This window comes from Bernardetia sp. (assembly GCF_020630935.1).
In the GTDB taxonomy this organism is placed as follows: Bacteria; Bacteroidota; Bacteroidia; order Cytophagales; family Bernardetiaceae; genus Bernardetia.
This window is the reverse complement of record NZ_JAHDIG010000024.1, coordinates 14,272-37,972: the sequence shown is the minus strand read 5'-3', so window position 1 is coordinate 37,972 and position 23,701 is coordinate 14,272. Positions and strand designations below refer to the sequence as shown.

The 23,701-nt window shown below is 32.9% G+C and carries 22 protein-coding genes and 1 pseudogene; 11 read left to right on the top strand and 12 right to left on the bottom strand.

From position 1 onward, the window contains the following. Positions 1–32 precede the first annotated feature (32 nt). Positions 33–272 (top strand): hypothetical protein, encoded by a 240-nt coding sequence (locus tag QZ659_RS08630; RefSeq protein WP_291724959.1) that lies wholly within the window; start codon positions 33–35, stop codon positions 270–272. 75 nt (positions 273–347) lie between these two features. Here the strand turns inward: QZ659_RS08630 and trmB are convergent, their stop codons facing one another. Further along, on the bottom strand, positions 348–1,007 hold the full coding sequence (trmB, locus tag QZ659_RS08625; RefSeq protein WP_291724956.1) for a tRNA (guanosine(46)-N7)-methyltransferase TrmB: 660 nt from the start codon (positions 1,005–1,007) through the stop codon (positions 348–350). Between the two features lie 228 nt (positions 1,008–1,235). Between trmB and QZ659_RS08620 the strand changes: the two genes are divergently transcribed. The 3 genes from QZ659_RS08620 (at position 1,236) to QZ659_RS08610 (ending at position 3,308) form a co-directional block, all read left to right on the top strand. Further along, positions 1,236–1,784 carry a PH domain-containing protein gene (locus tag QZ659_RS08620; RefSeq protein WP_291724953.1) on the top strand — a complete coding sequence of 183 codons (549 nt, stop codon included), beginning with the start codon at positions 1,236–1,238 and terminating at the stop codon, positions 1,782–1,784. A gap of 119 nt (positions 1,785–1,903) precedes the next feature. Continuing rightward, the gene (locus QZ659_RS08615) at positions 1,904–2,428 is read left to right on the top strand and encodes a DUF6452 family protein (RefSeq protein ID WP_291724950.1); all 525 of its coding nucleotides are present in this window, start codon (positions 1,904–1,906) and stop codon (positions 2,426–2,428) included. A gap of 109 nt (positions 2,429–2,537) precedes the next feature. Then, complete coding sequence (locus QZ659_RS08610; RefSeq protein ID WP_291724947.1) at positions 2,538–3,308, top strand: DUF6048 family protein; 771 nt, start codon at positions 2,538–2,540, stop codon at positions 3,306–3,308. 47 nt (positions 3,309–3,355) lie between these two features. On the opposite strand, the gene QZ659_RS08605 is transcribed toward QZ659_RS08610, so the two are convergent. The 3 genes from QZ659_RS08605 to QZ659_RS08595 form a co-directional block, all read right to left on the bottom strand. Continuing rightward, complete coding sequence (locus QZ659_RS08605; protein WP_291724944.1) at positions 3,356–4,285, bottom strand: hypothetical protein; 930 nt, start codon at positions 4,283–4,285, stop codon at positions 3,356–3,358. Between the two features lie 162 nt (positions 4,286–4,447). Then, complete coding sequence (gene hemE, locus QZ659_RS08600) at positions 4,448–5,479, bottom strand: uroporphyrinogen decarboxylase (protein WP_291724941.1); 1,032 nt, start codon at positions 5,477–5,479, stop codon at positions 4,448–4,450. Positions 5,480–5,662: 183 nt separating this feature from the next. Continuing rightward, the gene (locus QZ659_RS08595; RefSeq protein WP_014797151.1) at positions 5,663–5,884 is read right to left on the bottom strand and encodes a DUF2795 domain-containing protein; all 222 of its coding nucleotides are present in this window, start codon (positions 5,882–5,884) and stop codon (positions 5,663–5,665) included. A gap of 880 nt (positions 5,885–6,764) precedes the next feature. On the opposite strand from QZ659_RS08595, the pseudogene ccsA reads away from it, so the two are divergent. The 3 genes and pseudogenes from ccsA to QZ659_RS08580 form a co-directional block, all read left to right on the top strand. After that, a pseudogene (ccsA, locus tag QZ659_RS08590) lies at positions 6,765–7,469 on the top strand (cytochrome c biogenesis protein CcsA); the annotation flags it as partial. Positions 7,470–7,549: 80 nt separating this feature from the next. Continuing rightward, complete coding sequence (locus QZ659_RS08585) at positions 7,550–7,858, top strand: CcmD family protein (protein ID WP_291724930.1); 309 nt, start codon at positions 7,550–7,552, stop codon at positions 7,856–7,858. A gap of 270 nt (positions 7,859–8,128) precedes the next feature. Beyond that, positions 8,129–8,548 carry a cytochrome c maturation protein CcmE gene (locus tag QZ659_RS08580; protein WP_291724927.1) on the top strand — a complete coding sequence of 140 codons (420 nt, stop codon included), beginning with the start codon at positions 8,129–8,131 and terminating at the stop codon, positions 8,546–8,548. 72 nt (positions 8,549–8,620) lie between these two features. On the opposite strand, the gene QZ659_RS08575 is transcribed toward QZ659_RS08580, so the two are convergent. The 4 genes from QZ659_RS08575 to QZ659_RS08560 all read right to left on the bottom strand — a co-directional run bounded on the left by QZ659_RS08575 (position 8,621) and on the right by QZ659_RS08560 (position 12,529). Next, a complete protein-coding gene (locus tag QZ659_RS08575; protein ID WP_291724924.1) occupies positions 8,621–9,283 on the bottom strand; it encodes an RNA polymerase sigma factor in 663 nt (220 codons plus the stop codon). A gap of 147 nt (positions 9,284–9,430) precedes the next feature. After that, the gene (locus QZ659_RS08570) at positions 9,431–10,558 is read right to left on the bottom strand and encodes a glycosyltransferase (protein ID WP_291724920.1); all 1,128 of its coding nucleotides are present in this window, start codon (positions 10,556–10,558) and stop codon (positions 9,431–9,433) included. A 71-nt stretch (positions 10,559–10,629) separates the two neighbouring features. Then, the gene (locus QZ659_RS08565; protein ID WP_291724918.1) at positions 10,630–11,649 is read right to left on the bottom strand and encodes a DUF1838 domain-containing protein; all 1,020 of its coding nucleotides are present in this window, start codon (positions 11,647–11,649) and stop codon (positions 10,630–10,632) included. A 109-nt stretch (positions 11,650–11,758) separates the two neighbouring features. Further along, positions 11,759–12,529, bottom strand: a complete 771-nt coding sequence (locus QZ659_RS08560) for a hypothetical protein (RefSeq protein ID WP_291724913.1) — start codon at positions 12,527–12,529, stop codon at positions 11,759–11,761. Between the two features lie 403 nt (positions 12,530–12,932). On the opposite strand from QZ659_RS08560, the gene QZ659_RS08555 reads away from it, so the two are divergent. Together QZ659_RS08555 and rimK are read left to right on the top strand one after the other, a co-directional pair. Beyond that, on the top strand, positions 12,933–13,367 hold the full coding sequence (locus QZ659_RS08555; protein ID WP_291724910.1) for an ATP-dependent zinc protease: 435 nt from the start codon (positions 12,933–12,935) through the stop codon (positions 13,365–13,367). Between the two features lie 11 nt (positions 13,368–13,378). Further along, positions 13,379–14,302, top strand: coding sequence for a 30S ribosomal protein S6--L-glutamate ligase (gene rimK / locus QZ659_RS08550; protein ID WP_291724908.1), 924 nt, complete (start codon positions 13,379–13,381; stop codon positions 14,300–14,302). 51 nt (positions 14,303–14,353) lie between these two features. Here rimK and QZ659_RS08545 read toward each other — a convergent pair whose 3' ends face one another. Together QZ659_RS08545 and secA are read right to left on the bottom strand one after the other, a co-directional pair. Then, the gene (locus tag QZ659_RS08545) at positions 14,354–15,214 is read right to left on the bottom strand and encodes a hypothetical protein (protein ID WP_291724906.1); all 861 of its coding nucleotides are present in this window, start codon (positions 15,212–15,214) and stop codon (positions 14,354–14,356) included. Positions 15,215–15,373: 159 nt separating this feature from the next. Next, a complete protein-coding gene (secA, locus tag QZ659_RS08540) occupies positions 15,374–18,787 on the bottom strand; it encodes a preprotein translocase subunit SecA (protein WP_291724903.1) in 3,414 nt (1,137 codons plus the stop codon). Positions 18,788–19,282: 495 nt separating this feature from the next. Here secA and QZ659_RS08535 point away from each other — a divergent pair, with 495 nt between their 5' ends. Together QZ659_RS08535 and QZ659_RS08530 are read left to right on the top strand one after the other, a co-directional pair. Next, positions 19,283–20,731, top strand: coding sequence for a PAS domain-containing protein (locus QZ659_RS08535; RefSeq protein WP_291724901.1), 1,449 nt, complete (start codon positions 19,283–19,285; stop codon positions 20,729–20,731). Positions 20,732–20,828: 97 nt separating this feature from the next. Continuing rightward, the gene (locus tag QZ659_RS08530; protein WP_291724898.1) at positions 20,829–22,232 is read left to right on the top strand and encodes an alkaline phosphatase D family protein; all 1,404 of its coding nucleotides are present in this window, start codon (positions 20,829–20,831) and stop codon (positions 22,230–22,232) included. Positions 22,233–22,549: 317 nt separating this feature from the next. Here QZ659_RS08530 and QZ659_RS08525 read toward each other — a convergent pair whose 3' ends face one another. Both QZ659_RS08525 and QZ659_RS08520 read right to left on the bottom strand, forming a co-directional pair. After that, on the bottom strand, positions 22,550–22,828 hold the full coding sequence (locus QZ659_RS08525; protein WP_291724895.1) for a hypothetical protein: 279 nt from the start codon (positions 22,826–22,828) through the stop codon (positions 22,550–22,552). A gap of 112 nt (positions 22,829–22,940) precedes the next feature. Beyond that, positions 22,941–23,255, bottom strand: coding sequence for a hypothetical protein (locus QZ659_RS08520; protein WP_291724893.1), 315 nt, complete (start codon positions 23,253–23,255; stop codon positions 22,941–22,943). Positions 23,256–23,701 lie beyond the last annotated feature (446 nt).

The following is a 23,701-nucleotide window of genomic DNA, read 5'->3' as shown; positions in this document are numbered from 1 at the left end:
AAACATATTAAGAATTTTAAAAGAGAAGTAACATGAATACTAGTAACTATAAAAATTACCTAGATGATTTTATTGATTTACAACTAGATAAATTATCTGAATTAGAACAAGAAATTTCTTCTTGTGAAAAAGATGATAAAGACTACATCATAGGGCAGATAATGGGATATTATGATTCTTTGACTACTTTAAAATCTCAAGCTGAATTATTTAGTATTGATTTACCTAAGTTGCAAAATCTTGATTTAGAAAAATACTTAATGTTGAAATAATCACCTAATTCTGCTTTAACTGCTGAAAAACGAATAGTTATTTTAAGCCTATAAGATTTTGAAAACCTTATAGGTTTAATCCTCAAATTCAAAACGCAAATAATTTATCTTCAACCCTTGATTTTGCGCTCGTTTTTCATAGCGTGTCAAGATGCCATGATGCTCTGGATAGAGAGGAGAGTTATGTAAATCTCTTGTTAGAAGCAGATTTTTAATTTTGTATTTAGAAAGCTCTTCTAAGGTATAGTCATACAGTCCATCGTCGTCAGTTTTGAGATGAACAGTTCCTCCTTTTTTCAATATTTTTTTATACATATCTAAAAAGCGAGAATTTGTCAGACGGCGTTTTCTATCTCTTTTCTTTGGGCGTGGGTCGGGGTGGATAACCCAAATTTCACTAACTTCATCTTCCTGAAAAAACTCATCTAGTTTTTGTATCTCTGCACGAAGAAAAGCAATATTATGAGAATCGTTTTTCAAGGCTTCCGTGCTTCCTCTCCAAAGTCTGTCACCTTTTACATCTACACCTACGAAATTTTTATTGGGATATACTTTTCCTAGTCCTACGCTATATTCACCATACCCACAAGCAAGTTCCAAAACAATAGGCTGCGAACTTGGAAAATGTATCTTGTTCCAATTTCCTTTTAGCTTTAAATAATTTTCATCTTCAATTTGTAATACATTATAGCGTTCTAGGTTTTCTGCAAAACGCTCCATTTTTTTTCTACCCATCTTTTATGTTGTTTCAAACGTATAACACAAAGTGTTACTTCATTTTTTTATGTATATCAGTCTTCCAGACTGGTCTTAAAACGTATTTTTTAAAATTCTTCTTTTTTCACAGGCTAGAAGCCTGCTATACAGATTTATTTAACTATGATTTTTTTGTAGTTTAGATAATTCAACTACAAAGATATTTTATTCTGTCTTAATTTTCACCAAAAAAAGCCTTTTTATACTATGAATACACCAAATCCAGCAAATAATTCAAATACTCAACATTCAGAGCAAACTATTTGGAGTGGTTCGCCTTCGTGGCTTTTGCATATCAAAAAAATTATCTTTTGGGTAATTTTGGATATAACACTACCTACTCTGATAATTTATTTGTGGACGGCTGGCGTACAAAATCCAAAGTTAGATACCACGTTTTGGGTTCTTTTAATAGCTGCTATGGTTGTTCCTGCTAGTATAATTGCTTTTACCATCTTTGATGCCCGTTTCTTAAAATACACACTTACTACTGAACGTTTAATCATTCAAAAAGGCATATTGACACGCACAACTGATGAAATTGAGCTGTATAGAGTAAAAGATATTCGCTTAGTAGAGCCATTTTTACAACGTTTGGTAGGACTTTCTATCATTGAAATTACTTCTTCTGACCGAACGAATCCTAATCTTTCTATAAAAGGAATAAAAAATGGAAATGAACTTAGAAATCAGCTAAGACATCAAGTAGAGAGACTCAGAACAAATAAAAACGTTAGAGAGGTAGATTTTGAATAAACAAAATTGCTACTAACTCTTAGGATTCTATAAAAAAATAAAATTAGAGAACGACTTTAGAGAGAGTTCGGAAAGTCTTTGTTACTTTTGTGGCTACAAATCATTCTAAACTTGATTCTATGTCAAAATTTCGTTCAAAATATTTAGTAAAGGTTTTATATAGCATTATATTTTTGCCATTTTTTCTCTCTAGTTGTGAAAACTGTACTTTTGTGAGTGATAATGTGCAGTTTGCTGCCGTTTCGTTTTATGCTAATGAAGCCAGTACACAAGCTATAGACACAAGTTTTAATAGAGTGGTGGGTGTTTTTACTCGCACTAACGAACTAATGCCAACAGATTTGTATGACTCAACTACAAAATCAAGGGTCTTTGAATTACCTATTTTTACTCGTGCAGATTCTACCATGTTTGTTTTTTATAAATACAGAACTATAAATGCTGTGCGTGATACGGTTCAAGATACTTTGATAATGAAATACAAAGTAGATGTTGAGGTTTTGCCTCCAGATTGTGGGTATGACGAAGCTATTACAAATTTAGAAATTGTTTATAGTACCTTTACGGATATAGAAGTTTTGAGACCAGAACTCAAAGAAATCAATGATGATAATCCATTACCTCATATCAAAATAATCAGATAGTTTAGTTATCATCGGTAGGGACACCAACCATGGCAGGAGTAAGGTTTTATCCCTGTTCTGTGGCTCACAGAACAGTAAATAAGAATTGATAAAGACAAAAATAAATCAAATGAAAATTAATTATACATCGCTTTTTCAGACTTTTTGTATTGTATGTCTTTTTCTAGGAATGACAAATATTGGAGTTGCACAAACAACTACTCCAACAGATACGACACAGATAGTAGTCAAGAAGAAAAAAGAACCCAAACCTCCTGTAAAATATACGCCTGTTTCTTTGCGTGTGGGTGCCGATGTTTGGTCGCTCTTCAATAATGTTCGTAATTTCAATATTTTACGTTTCAATGGAAATGCAGAGTTTACACTAAATAATGTTTGGTTTGCTGTATTGGAAGGTGGATATGGAGACGCTCTTTCTACACAAGATGTAGGTGTTGCTAATTTCTTTCAATATCAGAATACTGGGTTTTATGGCAGTGTTGGTGTAGAATACAATGTTTTACATCGCCTTTTAGACAGAGAAGCGATAGTTTTGGGAGCAAGATATGGGATTGCTAATTTTTCTCATAAACTATTTTATGATGTCGATGACCGTTATTGGGATTTGGAAGCTGTAGAAAATGACCGTACTCGTTTCTTTAGAAATCTTTCAGAAGACAACCTCACTTTCCATTGGGCAGAAATCAATACAGGAATGAAAGTAAACTTGGCTAGAAAAGGATTTTTATCTCATTTTTATATGAGTTATTTGTTCAGAATCAGAATGCGAGTAAGTCAGCCCAACGACTCACTTTTTAAGCCTACTACCATTGCAGGCTTCGGACAAAATGATAAACCAGTAAATCTTGGTTTTAGCTACTTTTTGAGTTATGAGTTTTAGATGATGAAATGCCGTTATTGGTAAGACACCAGCAACGGCAAGACTGATTATTCAAAGCTACTTGTTCTAAATTCTATTCCGTTGAGGTTATATATTATTTTTCCATTGTCTTTTACTAGTATATTAAGTTTTCCACGCACCATATTTCTACCTTTTTCTACATATTTCTCTTCAATAATAATTTTTCCACTTGTTTTATAAGTCTTCCAGTCCTGTTCATTGATATGCTTGAAGTGGTCAGCTTTTAAATCACCTATAGTTTCAAAAAAATCTACTCTATCTAAAGAAGTATTTTCATCAAAAGTAATTTCGTCAGAATTCTGTAGCCACAAGTCTTTTGAAAGAGATAAGTAAACACGGAATCCATTGTTGGAAAAAAAACGGTGTAACTGTAAGCCATTATCATATTCTGATGCACTATTATTAAAACTAAATAAATTCAATTCAGAAGAAAAATATTCAAGTCCAGTATTTGGAACAGAACAATCTATATTCTTTAAGGACGTTGCTTGCATACTACCAGATATATTCCTAGAAATAGAATTATCATCTGCATAATAGACTGTTCCATCAAAATCAAATTCTACCTCTTCGGTAATAGGCTCATAATGGAAGTTTGAAATGTTGAAGGTTGCTAATGGATTGAAATTAGGTGTTAAAAAAATGTTTATGTAGTTAGAGTTTTTTGATAGAGTAGCATACTCTTCATATCTTGCTTCAATAAGATGACCTGTCTTAGAAATTTGAAACCTAATATGAAATAGCGTTTCGCCATTTTCATTAGCATAAGATGCTCCTACATAAATATTATCACAATTTTCGTTTCCATAAATATCTTCATTTATAGATTTATAATTAGCTCCATTTATATTTATTTCAAATTTATTTTTGAAGGTCGTTTTCTCCTCCTCTTTGCTACAACTTGTGAAAAATAAAAAACTAAGCATTAACAGGCTACAAAGAATTGATGGTTTCATCAGAAAAGAGATTATAGTTTGAGTAACTTATTTGTAGTCAAGATGTAAAAAAAATTGGAAGGGTTGCACCTTCCAATTTTTTATTAGTTTTCTAATCCTAGAATATTATAAAACAATACACTAGAAACTGTAGAGTAGCAATCAACTAATTATCAATTAAAATCAGTATTTCCAACTCTTCACTGTATCAATAAAATGCTTTACTTTTCTAAAGTCTAAATCTGGATATACGCCATGTCCGAGGTTAGCAATGTGCTTGCCTTTTCCAAAAGATGAGAGCATTTTCTTTGTCTCTGCTTCTATGCTTTCATACGAACCGTACAAAACACAAGGGTCTAGGTTGCCTTGCAATACTTTATCTTCTCCAATGAGTTTTCTTGATTCTTCAATCGTCATTGTCCAGTCTAAGCCAACAACATTACAGTTTAGCTTTCCAAAATCTGCTCTAGCTGCGTGCTGGTCTTTTCCAAAAACAATTGTCGGAACTTCATCTATCGCATCCACAATTTGAGAAATATACTTCAAACTAAATTCTTTGTATTGTTCCAATCCCAAAACGCCAGCCCAAGAATCAAAAACTTGAACAATATCTGCTCCTGCTCTGATTTGAGCTTTCAGATATGTAATTGTAGAATCGGTAATTTTTTGGAGTAACTGATGTGCTACTTTTGGATTTTCGTAGAGAAGTCCACGAGGTTTAGAGAATGTTTTTGAGCCTTTTCCCTCAATCATATAACAAAAAAGTGTGAAGGGCGCACCTGCAAAGCCAATCAAAGGAACTCGTCCGTTGAGTTCTTTCTTAGTAATTGAAATAGCTTCTGTAACGTAGTTTAGTTTCTCCTCAATTCCGTCAGTTGTCATTTTTTTGACATCAGCTTCTGTTTTGATAGTTTCTGGAAAGCGAGGACCTACTTTTTCTACCATTTCGTAAGGCAATCCCATCGCTTCTGGAATAACCAAAATATCTGAAAAAATAATGGCAGCATCTACTCCTAATCTATCCACAGGCTGAATCGTAACTTCGGCAGCTAAATGTGGCGTAGTAACCAGTTCGATAAAACCACTTAATTTTCCACGTAGTTCTCTATATTCTGGCAATATTCTTCCTGCTTGGCGCATCGTCCAGACAGGTGCACGCTCGGTTTGTTCTCCTCTAGCTGTTCTTAAAAGTAGGTCGTTTTGTAAAGTTTGCATGTAATAACAGTAAATCCTCAACGACGATTTTAATCTCGTTGACGGTTGATTAAAAGTTATAAACCGTCGTTGAGGCTCAAATGCAGCCATCAACGAGGCTTTTACGTAAAAAAAAACTCTATTCTGTTACAAAAGTAATCAAAATAGAGTTTATACATCAGATTATTTTCTGATTAGTGTTTCTTAATACTCATCTTCATTGAAAAAGAAGTCGTCTTTTGTTGGATAATCTGGCCAAATTTCTTCAATATTTTCATAAGGCTCGCCATCGTCTTCCAAGTCTTGTAAATTTTCTACTACTTCCATAGGCGCACCTGTACGTGTGCCATAATCGATTAGCTCATCTTTTGTCGCTGGCCAAGGGGCATCTTCTAAATAAGAAGCAAGTTCTAGTGTCCAATACATAGGCTTATATTTAATTATGTTGTTGAGATAATTTTAAGTTTTGCATCAGCTTTCTACTCTAAAACTGATTTTCTTAATTAAGGCTGCAAAGGTAATAAGTTATTCAGACTAAACAAGTTAGTTTGCTTCATTTTTGTAGAAATTGTCTCTGATTTTTGATTTACCAAAACGACAACCTAATTATTGTAAAAGTGTAACGTAGCACTTCATTTTTTTGTTTTACTTTCAAAATCAGTTTTACAAATTTTTTTCAAATATTTTTAATAAGATTTATACTAGCCTGTCCAATGCCTAGATTGTTTAGAGTACTGGACATGAGATAAAAAGTTGTTGGTGTTGCTACACTAAAATACCAACGAACGGCACTTTTCCCTGTTCTGTGACGCACAGAAGAGTAAATAGCTATTAATGTCCAGTACTCTACTAGATTTTATTTCTGTATATAAATCAAAATTGAAACAAATGTAGCCTGTTTTTTGCTATTTTTTTAATTTAATATGAAATTTTTTGATAGAATAGTGCAACTTTTTTAAGTTGTTATTAATCTTATTTTATTTGTAAATCTTTGTAAACAAGTGATTTAGTGTGTTTTTAATAAATTCTGAATCAGAATAAAATATTTATTTGTCAGAAGTTGTTTTTTTGAAACCTAAGTAGTATTTTTAGAGTATAAATATTTAAAGGCTTTCATTTAGTTATTTTCGGAGAGGGGGCTTTCTGACAAAACTAAAATTTTACCGTTGCACTATCGGAATGATGTGCAACGGCTTTTTTATGCGCTTTATTTTCTGTTTTTATAAACTTTTAGCCTTTCTTTTGTCTGTCTATTTTTGTTCTTTGGTGTTTTGAGTTGTAATTTTGCAAAAAATTATTTTATGTACATTCTAACAGAATGTTCTACATATTCTACATTATGGATTTACTCAAAAAACATTGGTGGAAAGTTGCTTGTGTTATTATTCTCTTTTATACAATTATTGGAGGGCTTTTAATTCAAGTGCCAAGGCTCAATATTCTCAACGAAACTATTCGAAATCTTTTCTTTCACGTTCCAATGTGGTTTGGAATGGTCTTGATGCTGCTTGCTTCTGTGATTTATTCAATTATGTATCTCAAAACGTCTAATCCAAAACATGACGATTGGGCTGTAGAGCTTGCTAATTCTGGAATTGCCTTTGGTGTTTTGGGAATCTTGACAGGAATGTGGTGGGCAAGATTTACGTGGGGACAGTTTTGGAGTGGCGACCCCAAACAAAATGCTTCTGCTATTGCTCTTCTCATTTATTTTGGCTATTTGCTCTTACGCAGCGCACTGCCAGACGATGAAAAACGAGGCAGAATAAGCGCAGTCTTCAATATTTTTGCTTTTGCTACTTATATTCCACTCATTTATATTTTGCCAAGATTAGTAAACTCATTGCACCCAGGGGCAGAGGGAAATCCAGCTTTTAGTGCGTATGACTATGATAATGATTTGAAAAAAGTATTCTACATTGCCATCATTGGCTGGACACTTTTAGGAGTTTGGGTGGCACAGCTTCGTGTCAGAATGCGAAGAATAGAATACAAAACTCTTTTTGGTTAAACTTGTAAGATAGGCTTCCAGCCTGTTTATAAATAAATAATCTTTTACACAGACTAGAAGTCTGAGTTACATCAATCACTATGAAAAATATATATTTCCTTCTACTTCTTTTCTCTTTTGCTTTTTCACCTTTAGCTGTAATGGCACAAACTGAAAATACAGAACAAACAAAAAATGGAAAAATTCCTGTTACGCAGCGAGATTATGAAAATACAGAAGTTGAAATGGCTGATACATTCAGAGCAGATGGGAAAATCTATGTTGTGGTAGCTGTTTTGACAACTATTTTTGCTGGAATCGTTGTTTTTTTAGTAGCAACAGAACGCAAAGTAAAAAAATTGGAAGACTTAGTTTTTGCAGATAAAGGCAAAACACATAAAGTGCTTTAACAAAAAAATAAAACAACTCTCTTATACTGTTCATCGTTAAAAGAGGCTATAAGATAAGAGCTTGTTTAAAATTATTTCTTTGAGCTACAAATGGTAAATTTTAGTCTGTATCTACGTTATTTTTCGTCAAATAGCTCGCTATTCTTCTCAAAAAATGCCTTGATAAGTCAAAAAGTTTCTCATTTTTGCTAGTAAAACAAAAAATTAAACAAACTCTAAACTAATAATCAGTTAGCTTCGCTTATTTTCTAATCCGTAATTGATTCAACTATGAAACTTTCACATATCATTGTTCTTATTATTATTGCTGTGGGTATCGGAATTTTTGTCAGTTCTAGTGAAAATGCCAGTCAGTACGTAGATTTTGATACAGCTCTTTCTCTTGCTAAAGATGGTAATGATAACAAAATTCATGTTGTAGGCGAACTTCCTAGAGATGCAAGTGGTGAAGTAATGGGAATTGAATACAATCCTGTTGCAGATGCTAATTTTATGGCTTTTCAACTTGTAGATGAAAAAGGTAAAAAGCAGCGTGTTATTACCAGTACACCTCCACCTTCAATGACAGATTTCAAACGTTCTGAAAAAGTGGTTGTGATTGGAAAATATGAGAATGAGCAATTTGTGGTAAGTGATATTCTTTTGAAATGTCCGTCTAAGTATGAGGAAAATACAGTAGCCGTAAAATAAATCAAGAATCCCTAAGACTTTTATCAAATCTTAGGGATTAATTTTTTATAAATACTAGAAATAGTTTTCTATCTAAATAACATCACGCTTGTTTTTTACAAGGTCATACATAAGCTCTCTTGCTCTGTGAAGCTGTGCTTTTACTGTTCCCAAAGGAGCATCTAACTCTGTTGCAATTTCATCATACGAAAGCTCATCGAAGTAGCGAAGCTCTACCAATTTTTTATACTTTGGTGGGAGTTGGTCAACAAAATCTCTAATAATTTCTATTTTTTGTGTTCGGATAGCTTCTTCTTGTGGTGTAAGATTTTTATCTGGAACATCCATCTGAATCTGCTCGCCCGAATCGTTTTTGTACGGCGTATGAAGACTAAGGGTTTCTAATTTTTTCTTACGAATAAAATCAATACAGTTATTGGTTGCAATACGGAAAAGCCATGTACTGAAAGTATATTCTTTTTTAAATTTTTTGAGACTTTTAAAGGCTTTTGTAAAGGCTTCAACGGTCAAATCTTCTGCATCGTCCGTATTTTTTACCATCTTGAGAAGCATAAAATACACCGAATTTTTATAACGATTCATCAGTTCAGCATACGCCTGTTGGTCGCCTTTTACTGCCAAATCTATCAAATCAAAGTCTTTGAGTGCTTTATCTGAAAATTCTTTATTGTCAGCATTTGCCAAAGGTTTTTTGTTTTCTTCTGAATTTTCGGAGGTGTTTTTATTATCTTTCATCAATAGAGGTATAAATAAATGCTTTTGTATGATTGGTAACTACTCGTATTGTTATCTATTTTTACTTAGCTATTTTCAATCCATAAACAAGAAGTAGGTAAGAAAAGGTCATTTTGACACGTTTTTTATGATTTTTCTAATTCAAAATCATTTCCACTTTTTAGGAGGAAAAAAAGTTGCTCCCATTCCCACCACGAAATAATAAAAAATAAATACGATTTCAAAACCAAAAAAACGAGTAAAAAAGTCTTTGAGAAAACCTTTCCAAAACTTTTCTTTTATAAAACGGACTAAAACGGAATTATCTTGAATTTGGTTACAAAATATACGCAAAATACTGAAAAAAAACAACTGGCGAAGCAGTTCAAAGCCTAAAACTTCATAAAACCCTTGTATCAAAAATCCAAAAATGGCAGCATACCAAGAAATAATACTCAATGGATAAATGCTAGAAATAACTTTTTGTCGAAATGAATATTGTACACCGACAGCCAAATGTCTGCGTTTTTGTTTTATCCATTCTTGAAAAGTTTGAGGAGCTTGACTTTTAGTTTGTCCTTCTAAACATATATTTACATTTTTATAAAAACGTTTTTCTGAAAAAATTAAATCATCATCGCCTCCAGTTTTTGAAGATATTTTTTTAAATATTGTCGTTGGTGGGGATACTAACAACGGCTTTGTTATTTTTTCATTTTGACTGAAAAAAAGATTTTTCTTATATGCTAGGTTTCTCCCCACGCCCATATATGCCATTCCGATATTGGCAAAGGAAATATATTGAAGTGCTGTAATGAGTGTTTCGTTTTGGATAAACCAGTTTAAAAAAGGATTCTTACTTTTTTCATACAATGAAATTCCAACGACTGTATTTGTATTTTCATCAAAAGAATCAGCCATTTTTTCTATCCAAAATTTGTTTTTTGGTAAGCAGTCAGCGTCAGTAAGCAGTATGATTTCATTTTGAGCAGTTTCTATTCCTTTTTGGAGAGCATATTTTTTTCCGTTCCAGTTTTGAGGTTTGTCTTTTATAGAAATAACAGCGAAATTTTTAGTAGGATTTTCTACTTCAAATTTTTTTAAAATCTTTAATGAATTATCTTCCGAACGGTCGTTTACTACAATCAATTCAAAATTTTGATAACTCTGTTGAAAAATAGAAGTAAGTATTTTTTCTAAATTATGAGCCTCATTTCTAGCAGCAATTACAACAGAGACAGATTTTTGAGAAGGTAACTTTGATTTTTTTTTGTAAAAAAACAGTTTTAATATCACTACAAAAAAAGTAATTTGTAATACTAAACTGACTTCTAGAAAAATAAAGTAAATCTGATACAAGTAAATTTTTAATTTTTAATTTTTACTTTCTTAAAATACGACCAACTAGTTTCATTGGGTTGTGTGTATTCTGTCGGTGCGTGCTGAAAAATAGGCTGTTTTTCTAAAACGTAGCCTTTCACATCTTGTGGCAAGCCTTCAAAGCCTTCTAAAATTTTATACCCTCTACACTGATAGACTAGGTTTCCGTCTCTATCGCCCATTTCCATAAATGGCAGCCACTGTCCTATACGTGTCCAAGAAATTGTAGCTGGAATGTCGGTAAGCATTGGATTTTCTACGTCGTCTTTTCGAACGAAAAATTGGAAAAGCTCTGCACCTTGATACAAATCGCTTTGAACATTGTTTGGAAACTCTTTGCGAGTAATGAGTGATGGGTAAGCCAAGAAAATATCTGCATAAAAACAAACCATATCTTCTCCTAAGTTGCTATAAGGAATTCCATAAACATAGCTTTCTTCTGGATTTTTTTCGTTTATATAATAAGGAAAACGTTGGTTTACTGGATTGTTCCACACGTGGATTACAGTTATAGAATCTGCATTTTTATCTAAAAATGGATTCTTCATTTTTTCTAAAATTTCTCCAGTTTTTGGGTCGGTATATAGAGCGACTTCTCTTGTCAGAAGCTGCCTAGAAGAATCGGTCTTTATCCATCTGGACATACTGAACCCTTTCATTCCCATTAATTTTTTACTTTTTTCTCCATTAATGAATGAATAAATGTTTCCTTCCCAGTAATAGGTACTTTCCTTAGCTTGATTGGAACTGTCTAAACCTTCTACAGAACTCCGAATACGCATAAAAGCATCAAAGTTTTGTTTGTCATCTTCTAAATTGACACTTTGTTGAGCTTGTTCTTCTATATTTATATCACTCTCTAGTTTGTCTTTAAGGTCGTCGTGTATTCTATCAGAATTGCTATTTTTACTTATTTGATTATTTTTTGTTTGACAGCTAAAAGAAATAAAGCAAAGCAATATTATTAGTGTTCTAACGGATGAGAAAGAGAATATTTTTATTGACATAGCTAAGTTTCTTTAGAAAATAGTTTCTTGAATAGAATTTCGAAAATGAATTTGTGTAAAGCTAAAAAAGTTTGCTGTTTTTTAATAGGAAAAAAGAGCAGCAAAAAAACTATTTCTTGGTGCCAATCAAATATAAGATACTTCCTGGACCTGATTTTATTCGGTCTATTTTCCAATCAAAACTCTCTTTGTTATTCAATTCTTCTACAAGCTGAGTCATTTCTTTCACAGAATATGTACGTAGTGAAGAAACTACACCATCCCATAACACAAATAATGGAACAATAGGAATAAAATAGGTGAAAATAATTCTTCCAATACTAAAATGTCTTATAAATGGGGTAACTAATAAAACCGTAATCGGAGAAAAAAGCATCGCTAATATGCTCGGAATAGTTCTTTCTTGAGCTTCAAATATTGCAATTGATTGCTCTGCATCTACAGCATTTTGTAATATTTGCTTCGCTTCAATAGGTTTAAAATGATGAAATGATAAGAATTGTGTTCGAACTCCTTTCAAATCTTGAGGAACATTTTTTGCATCTACTGAGGTAGGTATATAATCAAAATTTTTAGCGACACTTTTTGTGTGTTCGAAAGCTGTGATATTTGGATAATAGTCTGTTAAAATAATTTTCAAATGAGGGTTATTTTTCTTTAAAGCCTCATTTAACCAAATTAATCCTCCTCCTCCTCCTGAGCCAAGGTCAATAATCTGATTGGTTTGATTTTTTGAAATTAGATTTTCAATAAGAGGAATTATGGGTTTATACATTTTAGTTTTATTCGATAAAAACTGTAAAAAATCTGTTCCATAATTTCTCAAAAAAGTAGGAAACCATTTTTGGTCTTCAAACTCAAATAAATGTATTCTAGCCATGATATAATATTTTTATAGTTAAAAGACAATGGTTTACCGAATTTAATAAAATCGAATGAAAGAGTAAAAATTATAGAAGTCAATTTCTATTGTTCTATTGATATTATGCTATACCATTGCATTTGAAACTAAACAAGAGAAATATATCTGTTTTTTAGAGTACTGGACATGAGATAAAAAGTTGTTGGTGTCGCTACGCTTAAACACCAACAACGGTATTTTTTCCCTGTTCTGTGGCTCACAGAACAGCAAATACCTATTGATGTCCAGTACTCTATCTGTTTTTTTAGTGCAAAGTCAAAAACTGAAAAATTACCTTCCAAGAAAATAAGTTTCTATAAAACTAAACAAAATGGTTATTTTTAGATTCTAAACTTGAAATTTTTATCAATAAAAAAGCAATATGGAAATTATTGGAAGAGTAGAAGAAGTAGGACTAACCGATTTGGGAGTGCCTTCAATAGATGCAAAAACAGATACAGGTGCATATACTTCTTCATTGCATTGTCATAATATAAGAATAGAAGAAGAAGACGGAAAACAGTTGTTGTGCTTTTCCATCTTAGACCCCACACACGAAAGTTACCAAGACAAAGAATATCGCTTAGAGGAATTTTCACAGAAAAAAGTACGTAGCTCAAACGGAATTACACAAACTCGTTATAAAATACGCACCCCTATACGTATTGGTAGAAGTGATTATAAAACTGACTTTACTCTAACTAATCGTGGAAATATGCGTTATCCTATTTTACTTGGTAGAAAACTTTTGAGTGGACGTTTCTTAGTAGATTGCGCTCATAAATATTTATTGCCTCTACCAAAGATGAAAAAATAAAAATATATATAATGAAAATAGCAGTTCTCTCTACAAATAAGAATTTATATTCTACAAAAAGACTTGTAGAAGCCATTGAGCAAAAAGGACACGAAGCCTTTGTTATCAATCATACGAAATGCCATTTTCGAATGGAAGAGGGAAGTCCTCAAATTTTTCATAGAAAGAAATTGCTTTCTCATTTTGATGCTATCATTCCTAGAATTGGGGCATCTGTTACGTATCTTGGAACGGCTGTGGTACGTCAATTTGAAATGCAGGGCACATTTAGTGTAAATAGTTCTCAAAGTATTTTACAGTCTAGAGACAAACTTCGTAGTCTTCAATTGCTTTCAAAAACAGATGTAGGCATACCTAAAACAGTATTTGCAAAATATCCAAAAAATGCAGAAGTGGATATGCTTCTCAATGAAGTAGGAGGAACGCCAGTCGTTATAAAGGTTTTACAAGGAACTCAAGGATTAGGAGTAGTATTAGCAGATACAGAACAGTCGGCTAAATCAACTATTGAAGCCTTTTCTGGATTGAAGGAAAATATTCTGATTCAAGAATTTATCAAAGAAGCTGGAGGGGCAGATGTGCGTGCCTTTGTTGTGGCTGGAAAAGTAGTAGGTTCTATGAAAAGACAAGGGAAAGAGGGAGAATTTCGTTCGAATCTTCATAGAGGAGGTAAAAGTGAAGTTATAGAGCTTTCAGAAGTAGAAAAACAAACAGCTATAAAAGCTGCCAAAGCAATGGATTTGTCTATGGCTGGTGTAGATATTCTGCTATCTTCTCGTGGTCCTTTGATATTGGAAGTAAATTCTTCCCCTGGTTTGGAGGGTATCGAAACGGCAACCAAAGTAGATATTGCTTCAAAAATAGTAGAACACATAGAACAGAGTATGGCTGCAAGAAAGAACCAATTTACTCCTTTACAAGATGAGGAAGAGTAATTAAGTAATACATATCTTTTTAGAAAAGAAATTAAAAACAATACTTATAAATTATGTTTGTTTACTTTCTATTCGTAATCTGTTTTTTTTACCAAGGTATGCAGAGATAAATGGTGGATTTATATGAGAAAAATCATGAATAAAGTCTCTATTAAAAAGTTTTTCAGAATTATTTAAAAATGTAGTGACTTCGTCTGTATTTTCTATATTCACAGATATAGTCTCAATATCAAAAGCATATTTTTTCTTGTCAATTTTTTCATTTAAGAGAACTTCTATTTCTTTTTTTCTATGTATTAATGTTTCAAAAAGGTTTATTTTTCCAAAATCCTCATAGATAAGATTTAAAATATCAACCTTTAAAGTTCCTTGTAGTGGAAAGCCTTTTGCAACTCTATCAACGACACTAGTAATATTAGTTCTAGAAGTACATTCAATATATACACATAGACTTTGTTCCTCATTTTTTTCAAAAATAGAATTTACTATATACGTCTGTTCATAGTTATGGCGAAAAACAAACACATCATCTTCGTCATATTTGAAGAATGGATTTTTATTGTATAAATACTCTCTTTTTTTCTTACTTCTCTCGTATTTTATTCTCTCTCCTATAAGTAACACATATAATAAGGTTAAATCTTCAGAGCCATAGTACCAATTTTCTATTTCTGTAATTTTAACTATAACACCTAATTTATAAAGATACATGAAGTCAGAAACTATCTGTTTTATTTTAGCTTTATGTTTAGGGTATGAAAAAAGATAAACAGGAGAAATCCATACTCTTGAAAAAATACTTTTTAAAAATAGTTGAAATTCCGTTTTACGGTTAAAAATAATAAATATAATGCTTGTGATAACAAGTAGAGTGAAAATAATAGAACTAATTATAACAAGAAAAATTAGCATGAAAATGGACTTTGTGTTTGGACTAGGTTTGAATAAACTTACGTGAATCACTGTAACTAAGGTTTGCCAATAATTCTAAAATAGTACAGAATATTTCATAAAAAAAGCAACTCCAAAAAATGAAGTTGCTTTTTAACTAAGAACTATATTTCTATTTGATTAGATAATTACACAGTTTCCACTACGAACATCAGACATTACACTTTTGTATTTTGCCTGTTTTACCTGTCCGTTCTGATAACGCACTGTAACTACATCGTTTCTTCCCGGTTCTTTGGCTACCGTTCTAGGAGCAGTTGGAGCAACATTTTGCTGTGTTCCATGTGCTTTTTCATTATCGCTAGTTGTATCTACGTCTTCTGTACGGTTAGCTGCCATTTGCTTTCTTGCTTCTTGCTCTTGGCGTTGTCTCATTTCTAACTGTCTGCGTTGAGCATTTTGTAGAGCCTGTAATTCTTCTGGGTCTGGTTCGTGAAGTTTAGCACGAGAAAGGAAAGAAGTAATCTCTTGATTAATCTCATCTAAAAGAGAACGGAAAAGCTTAAAAGCCTCCATTTTATAGATAACCAATGGGTCTTTTTGTTCGAAACGAGCCATCTGAACTTGCTGTCTCAAATCGTCCATATTTCTCAAATGCTCTTTCCAAAGATTATCAATGATAGAAAGTACCATTGTCTGTTCCAATGTAGCCACTAAATTTGCACCTTTTTTCTCAATAGTCTCTTGAATATTGACTGGCATCTGAACCATTCTACGTTGGTCGGTAATCGGAATGATTATCTCTCTTGCATTTGGCTGTCCTTGATGTATATTTTCTAAAATAGGAATTACTTTTTCAGCAATATCTTTGTTTTTCTGACGATATGCTGTGTAAGCCTCTTCATACAAACGGTCTGCAATAGTAGTATCATTGAGCGATGAAAATTCAGATTTTGTAATCTGTGTCTGAACCCCCAACAATGAGAATACTTCCAAATGGAATGTTTCGTAATCTCCTTTATAAATTTTTACTAATTGGTCTGCTACTTTTGCAAAGATGAGCATAATATCAAGCTCTAAACGCTCTCCAAAAAGTGCATTACGACGACGCTTATAGATAACCTCTCTTTGTTGGTTCATCACGTCATCATATTCCAATAGGTTTTTACGAGAACCAAAGTGATTTTCTTCTACCTTGCGCTGTGCATTTTCGATAGATTTCGTAATCATAGAGTGCTGAATTACTTCGCCTTCCTCTAAGCCTAATCTATCCATAATTTTGGCGATACGGTCAGAACCAAACATACGCATTAGTTGGTCTTCCAAAGAAACAAAGAACTGTGAAATACCCACATCTCCTTGACGACCTGCACGACCACGTAACTGTCTATCTACTCGGCGAGAATCGTGGCGTTCTGTTCCGATAATTGCCAATCCTCCAGCTTTTCTTGATTCTGGAGATAGTTTAATATCTGTTCCACGTCCTGCCATGTTGGTTGCAATCGTAACGTGTCCAGATTCTCCTGCTTTGGCTACAATTTCTGCTTCCTTTTGATGCTGCTTGGCATTCAAAACTTCATGTGGAATCTTACGCATTTGGAGCATACGGCTCAAAATCTCTGAATTTTCTACCGAAGTTGTACCTACAAGCACTGGTCTTCCTGCCTTTACAGAATCTTGAATTTCATCAGCTACAGCGTTGTATTTTTCACGTACCGAACGGAAAATCTTATCCTGACGGTCGTCTCTCTGAATCGGACGGTTTGTAGGAATAATAACAACATCTAGCTTGTAGATTTCCCAAAACTCTGTTGCTTCTGTTTCTGCCGTACCTGTCATACCAGAAAGACGGTAATACATACGGAAGTAGTTTTGAAGTGTAACAGTTGCATAGGTTTGAGTTGGGTCTTCAATCTCAACACTTTCTTTGGCTTCTAAGGCTTGGTGTAGTCCATCAGAGTAACGACGACCGTCCATAATACGACCTGTCTTCTCATCTACAATCTTTACCTTGTTGTCCATCACTACATAATCTACATCAATTTCAAAAAGCGTGTAGGCTTTTAAAAGCTGTGTTACGGTATGGATACGAGATGTTTTGTTGGTATAGTCTGTAAGAAGTTTCTCTTTGGCTTCTAATTTTTGTTTGTCTTCCAAGTCTTTTGCATTGTCTATGCGTGCAATTTGTGTTGCTACATCTGGAAGTACAAAGAAACGTGGGTCTTCGCCGTCTTTTGTGATAGCTTGTGTTCCTTTTTCTGTGAGTTGAACTTTGTTTTGCTTTTTCTCTACAAAGAAATACAAAGGTTCATCTGCTTCTGGCATACGACGAGCATTGTCTGCCAAATATTCGTTTTCTGTTTTTTGAAGCAATGCCTTCATTCCTGGCTCACTCAAAAACTTAATCAAAGGCTTGTATTCTGGAAGTCCTCGGTAAGCTCTAAAAAGTGATAAGCCTGCTTCTGCTTCCTTACCGTCTTTAATTTTTTGTTTGGCTTCTTTCAAGAAATCTTGTGCTAGTTTTCTTTGAAGTCCTACCAATTTTTCTACACGAGGTTTAAAAATATCGTATTCTTGTGTTCCTGCATTCTGTACAGGACCTGAAATAATAAGAGGCGTACGAGCATCGTCAATCAAAACAGAATCTACCTCATCAATCATAGCAAAATAATGACCACGTTGTACGAGTTCTTCTGTATCACGAGCCATATTATCACGCAAATAATCAAAACCAAACTCATTGTTTGTTCCGTAAGTAATATCGGCTTCGTAAGCTCTTCGACGTGCTTCTGTGTTTGGATGATGTTTGTCAATACAATCAACATTCATTCCGTGGAACTCAAAAATTGGAGCAACCCACTCACAATCTCGTTTTGCTAGATAGTCGTTTACCGTAATTACATGTACACCTTTTCCAGACAAACCACGCAAGAAGGCTGGAAGCGTTGCCACCAATGTTTTACCCTCACCTGTCGCCATTTCTGAAATCCTACCTTGGTAGAGAACTACGCCACCCATAATCTGAACATCGTAGTGAATCATCTCCCATTTTACTTCCTGTCCCATAGCCATCCATTTGTTGTGCCATGTAACAGTTGCATTATCTCCTTCTCCACTAATTTCTATTTCATCATTGAAGCGACCTTCTGCTTGTCTTTTCTGAATAATTCTACGGTCGTGGTCAGTAACTTTTACCGTAATTTTTTTATTTTCTGTCCAACGTCTGGCTGTGTCTTTTACAATAGCAAATACTAAAGGCAATACTTTGTCTAATATTTCATCTAGCTTTTCGTTTCTGTCTTTTTCTAATTTATCTACTTGTACAAATATTTTTTCCTTCGTACTGATGTCCATTTCTGGGTCGTCTGCAATTTGCTGCTTGAGCGTCGCTATTTCATTATCTATCTCTGAAGTATATTCTTTTATCTCTGCTCTTACGCTACGAGTTTTTTCTCTCAACTCCTCATCTGTCAGTCCGTGAAGTTCTTTATATTCTTTATTTACTTGCTCTACGTAAGGAATAAGTTTCTTGCGGTCTCGCTCCGATTTTGTACCGAAAACTTTAGCAACCACATTTGTAATTGAATTAAACATAGTATTTTATATAGTTCTGTATTATTTGCTAATTATGAGCTGTTTATACGAAGCAGCTATGGCTTATGATGTTTTATGTGTTAAGTCAAAAATAGAGCAAAGCCTTTCATTTTTTCAAAATTGATAAGAAAAAACAGTCTATTGCTTAACAAGATGCCAAAATGTCAGTATAGTGTTGTGCTACAATAACATGCAAAGTTACGAATCTGAAAGATATTTTACAATTTCAAGGCATGACCTCAAAATTTCTCATAATACTCAGTAAATTTTAAAGTATTGAAAAAATAAAGGTTTTGTTTCTGTAAATAATTCAAAAATTAATATTTATATTTTCTGTTTGTGGTTATTTCTATTATTTTCTTTTTTGTATTAAAAAATTGATAAATAATATTGATTTTGTTTTAATGAGTTTGTAAAACAAAATGTTGGTTTGTTTCGTTAAATGAAAATACTTATAAAATCTATTATTTTTTTTCTAAAAATATTACCATTATAATGTTTTATGTAGATACAGACTATGAGCAAAAGCGTTTGAGTACTTTGAAAAAATATCAAATATTGGATACTCCTAAAGATGGAGCTTTTGATAAAATTACAAGCCTCGTTGCAGACTTATTTGATGTTCCTATCTCTATTATTTCTTTAGTTGATGAAGATAGAGTTTGGTTTAAATCTGCTCAAGGGTTAGATATAAGAGAGATGCCCAAAGAAACAGGGCTTTGCTCATCTGCTATTTTCGCAGACGAATTTTATGAGATACAAAATGCGATTGAAAATCCTGCAACATTAAATAATTCTTTAGTAAGAGGAGAGTTTGGACTACGTTTTTATGCTGCAGTTCCTATTCGTGTAAAAGAAGGGTATAGCTTAGGTACATTATGTATCATTGATAAAAAGCCTCGCCGTCTTACGGCAAAGGAACAAGAGAGACTCAAATCATTGGCATATTTAGTTACAGAGCAGTTAGAACTTCGCCTTTCAGCGATAGAAGCCATAAAAGAGCAAGAAAGTACACTTAATATATTAGATTCTATTTATGAGAGTAGTAATTATGCAAAGAGTTTTATAGATAATGATTTGAAAATTATTTATAGTAATAAAATGGTTAGAAGCATTTGTAAGAAAATATTTGATAGAGTTCCAAAAAAATATGATGCTGCATTAGATTTTGTTTTGCCTAGATACAGAAGTGAATTTGAAGGATATTATCAGCAGGTTTTGCAAGGAAAAAGGATAGAAATTGAAAAGCATGACAACAAGAATTGGTGGAGATTTATACTATTTCCTGTCTATGACAAAAAACAAAATATCATTGGCATATCACATAGTGTAGAAAATATTACTCAACATAGAGAAATACAACAAACAGCAAAAACACTTCAACAAAATCTGGATATTCTTGCTCAAAACTTTCCAGATGGCTCAATATCGTTAATAGATAAAAACTTGACCGTTCTTTATACAGGCGGGCAAGGTTACAAAGTGTATGATATTGACCCAAAGCAATTTTTTGGAAAACACGTCAGCGCAATGATTTTGCCTAGATTATATCGCAGACTTCAAGAAGTTATACCTAAAGTTTGGCGAGGGTTGTCTATCTCGTATGAAGTAACTTACAAAGAGCGAGTATATTTGACGAAAATATCTCCTATAAAAGACGAAGCAGAAGAAATAGAATCTTTTGTTTTGATGGTTATTGATATTACAGAAAGGAAACAGAAGGAAATCAAGATACAAGAACAAAACGAACGCCTCAAAGAAATTGCTTGGCAACAATCTCATGAAGTCAGAAGACCAGTTGCTACTATCCTAGGGTTAATGAATTTGATTAAAATAGAAATAAATCAAGAGTATATACTACACTATTTAAACCATTTGCAACACGAAGTAGAGTCGTTAGACCAAGTTATCTGTAAAATTGTAACAGCAACGAATGACCATTAAAATAAAGATTTATTAAAGTAAATTTATCCGTTCATTCTTGAAAAGATATGTATTTTTACGTTCAAAATAATATCTCATTACATAAAATCTTTTCAAAATGAATTTTGACACAAGAAAAATTCCCAATATAATTTCAGTTGCTTGCTTGTTTTGTTGTCTTTTGGTCTTTTTACCTTCTTATTCTTTTGCTCAAGACAATTTAAAATCAGAACTCATTCAGTCAGGACCTATGGTAGGCTATTCTGAAATGAAAGAAATTGGATTGTGGGTACAGACAAAAAAAGCTGCAAAAGTACAGATTGCTTACCGTCCTACGATGAACTTATCTACAGGCGAAACTATTTCAGGTACTGCTTTTCAACTTACAGAGCCTATCGAAACCAACGCTCTGACAGCTTTTGTAGCCAAACCAGTACTGCCTTACCTAGAACATTCTACAAAATATGAGTACAAAGTCATTATAGATGGTAAAGAAATTCCTTTTGAATATAATTTGAAATGTCAAACTCAAGTGCTTTGGAAGTGGCGTACTGACCCACCAAAAATAAAATTTGCATTTGGTTCTTGTACCTATGTGAATGAAAAAAATGACGACCGAGCTGGGGATGGATATGGAAGTGAATATGAAATTTTTACTTCAATTTATAAGGAAAATATAGATTTTATGGTGTGGGGAGGAGATAATACCTACTTACGTGAACCAGACTGGGGCAGTCGTTCGGGCATTATGCACCGTTATACGCACACTCGTTCGCTGCCAGAAATGCAACCTCTTTTAGGAACAGTTCATAATTATGCTACTTGGGACGACCACGATTTTGGACCAAATGACTCTGATTATACATTTTGGAACAAAGACATCACAACAGAAGCCTTCAATCTTTTTTGGAGCAATCAGAATACCAATCAAATAGAGGGAGGAAATGATATTGTAAGTGTTTTTTCGTGGGGAGATGCTCAATTTTTTATGCTAGACAATCGAACATTCAGACAGTCTCAAGATTATGAAGCTGAAAACAAAGATTATTTGGGTGAGAAGCAAGTACAATGGCTTATTGAGTCGTTAGCTTCTAGCCATGCTACCTTTAAGTTTGTAGTAATGGGAGCGCAAGTATTGAATGAGAGTGCTATTTTTGAAAATTATGCTACGTATTCAGAGGAACGTAAAAGGCTTTTAGATGCGATTGCAGAGCAAAATATTGAAGGTGTAATTTTCCTTACTGGCGACCGTCATCATAGCGTAATTACAAAAATGGAAAGAGAAAATAATTATCCCTTGTATGATTTTACATCATCTTCACTAACGGCAGGTTCTTCTTCTCGTTATAAGGACGAAAATCCGACAGCTCTCAAGGATTCTTTCATTGCTAAAAAGCACAACTATGCAGTTATTGAAATAGAAGGCAAACGAAAGTCAAGAGTATTGAAAATTACGTATAAAGATAAGGATGGAAAAGATTTGTATTCTCTTGCTATTAAAGAGGAGGATTTAAGGAAATAAAGAATAATATTTTTATTATTGGTTCTTCAAACTGATTTATTATGGATAATTAGGCTCGTTCCTATGGAACTCAATTACAACATAATTTGATTTATTTCTACCAGTGGCTTGCTTCTAATGAGGCTACAAAATAGCTCTGTAAGAGCTTTCCATTGGTAGATGGAGAAAATGTCTAAAAATGTCAGCTCCGTAGAAGTGAAGCATAAGTTATTTTCTGCTAGAAAGTTCAGTAGAGCCAAAAAGTTAAAGAATAAAAAACTCTTAATTCAGTAAATTATAATTTGAATTAAGAGTTTTTTTGCGTTGTTATAATATTTCTATTTATTATTTCTGACTTTTTCTTCTTCTGTATTTTTATTGTATTCCTCTTGAACTTGACTTTGTATGAGTTCTTGTAAGTTGAACGGCATTGGTTGGCGTTCTATGCTTTTCTGAATGAGCGTATGTAATTGCTTTTCGTTTTCGAAGTATTCTCTGTGCCATCTTGAAGTGGCTATAAATTTCATAAATTCTGCTTCTTCTCTGTGTGATGCTTCTCCGTCTAATATCAAATATACTGTTTCTTTGAATACTGGAAGTTTATTTAATTTGCTCATAATAATTATGGGATAATATGGTTTGAAAAGGTATAAATTCGTTTTAAAACAGCTTTTTGTGTCTGATTTTTTTATAAAAAAGCTGGTAAATAAAAAACCTCAACAGCTAACACTAAAAGTTTGCTCTCAAGGCTACAAAATATCGTTTATATGTATCAAAATCTCTTGGAAGAACATTATCAAGACCAAAATTATCTGAAAGTTGAACAAAAAAAGATTGCTCACTTCCACCAGTTGGTTGTTCTGTGTGATTTTTTCCTGTGGTTATAGAGTTTTTTTCCTCCAAAAAATTAGAAAACTGAATTTGAAGCGTATTTTTTGAGTTAAATAGACTATCAAATAAAGAAAAACCACTAAAAAATTTAGTAAAGACAGGATAAAATCCTTTACTTAAATTATTTACTTGAAATTCATTGTGGTCTAACATAATTTTATCCAATATCTAATAATATAAATCAATTAACTAAGGGTTTTGTTTAATTAAGGTAGTTGATTGCTATTTCTAACTCCTTCAAATTCAATTACTCAACCCATATTATTTCAAAATAATTCAAAAACGATTCCTTTTTTATCAAAAAAACAGTCTCTGCTCAAAATAAAACTGTTCGCACTTCTTTTCTAATATATCCGACATTAAAAATACGCTTTTTTCAGTCTGATTGAAAAAACATTTCTAAATAACCTGTTATTCAAAAGGAAAGTAAAAAAATATAAATATTTATTAAGATACGATTTTTTATAGAAAAATTAGAATGTTTTTTAGAATTTTTCCATAAAAAAAACCTTTACTTCAAGTGAAATAAAGGTTTGTATGTCTAGTTGCCCCGCAAGGACTCGAACCTCAACTAACGGTACCAAAAACCGCTGTTCTGC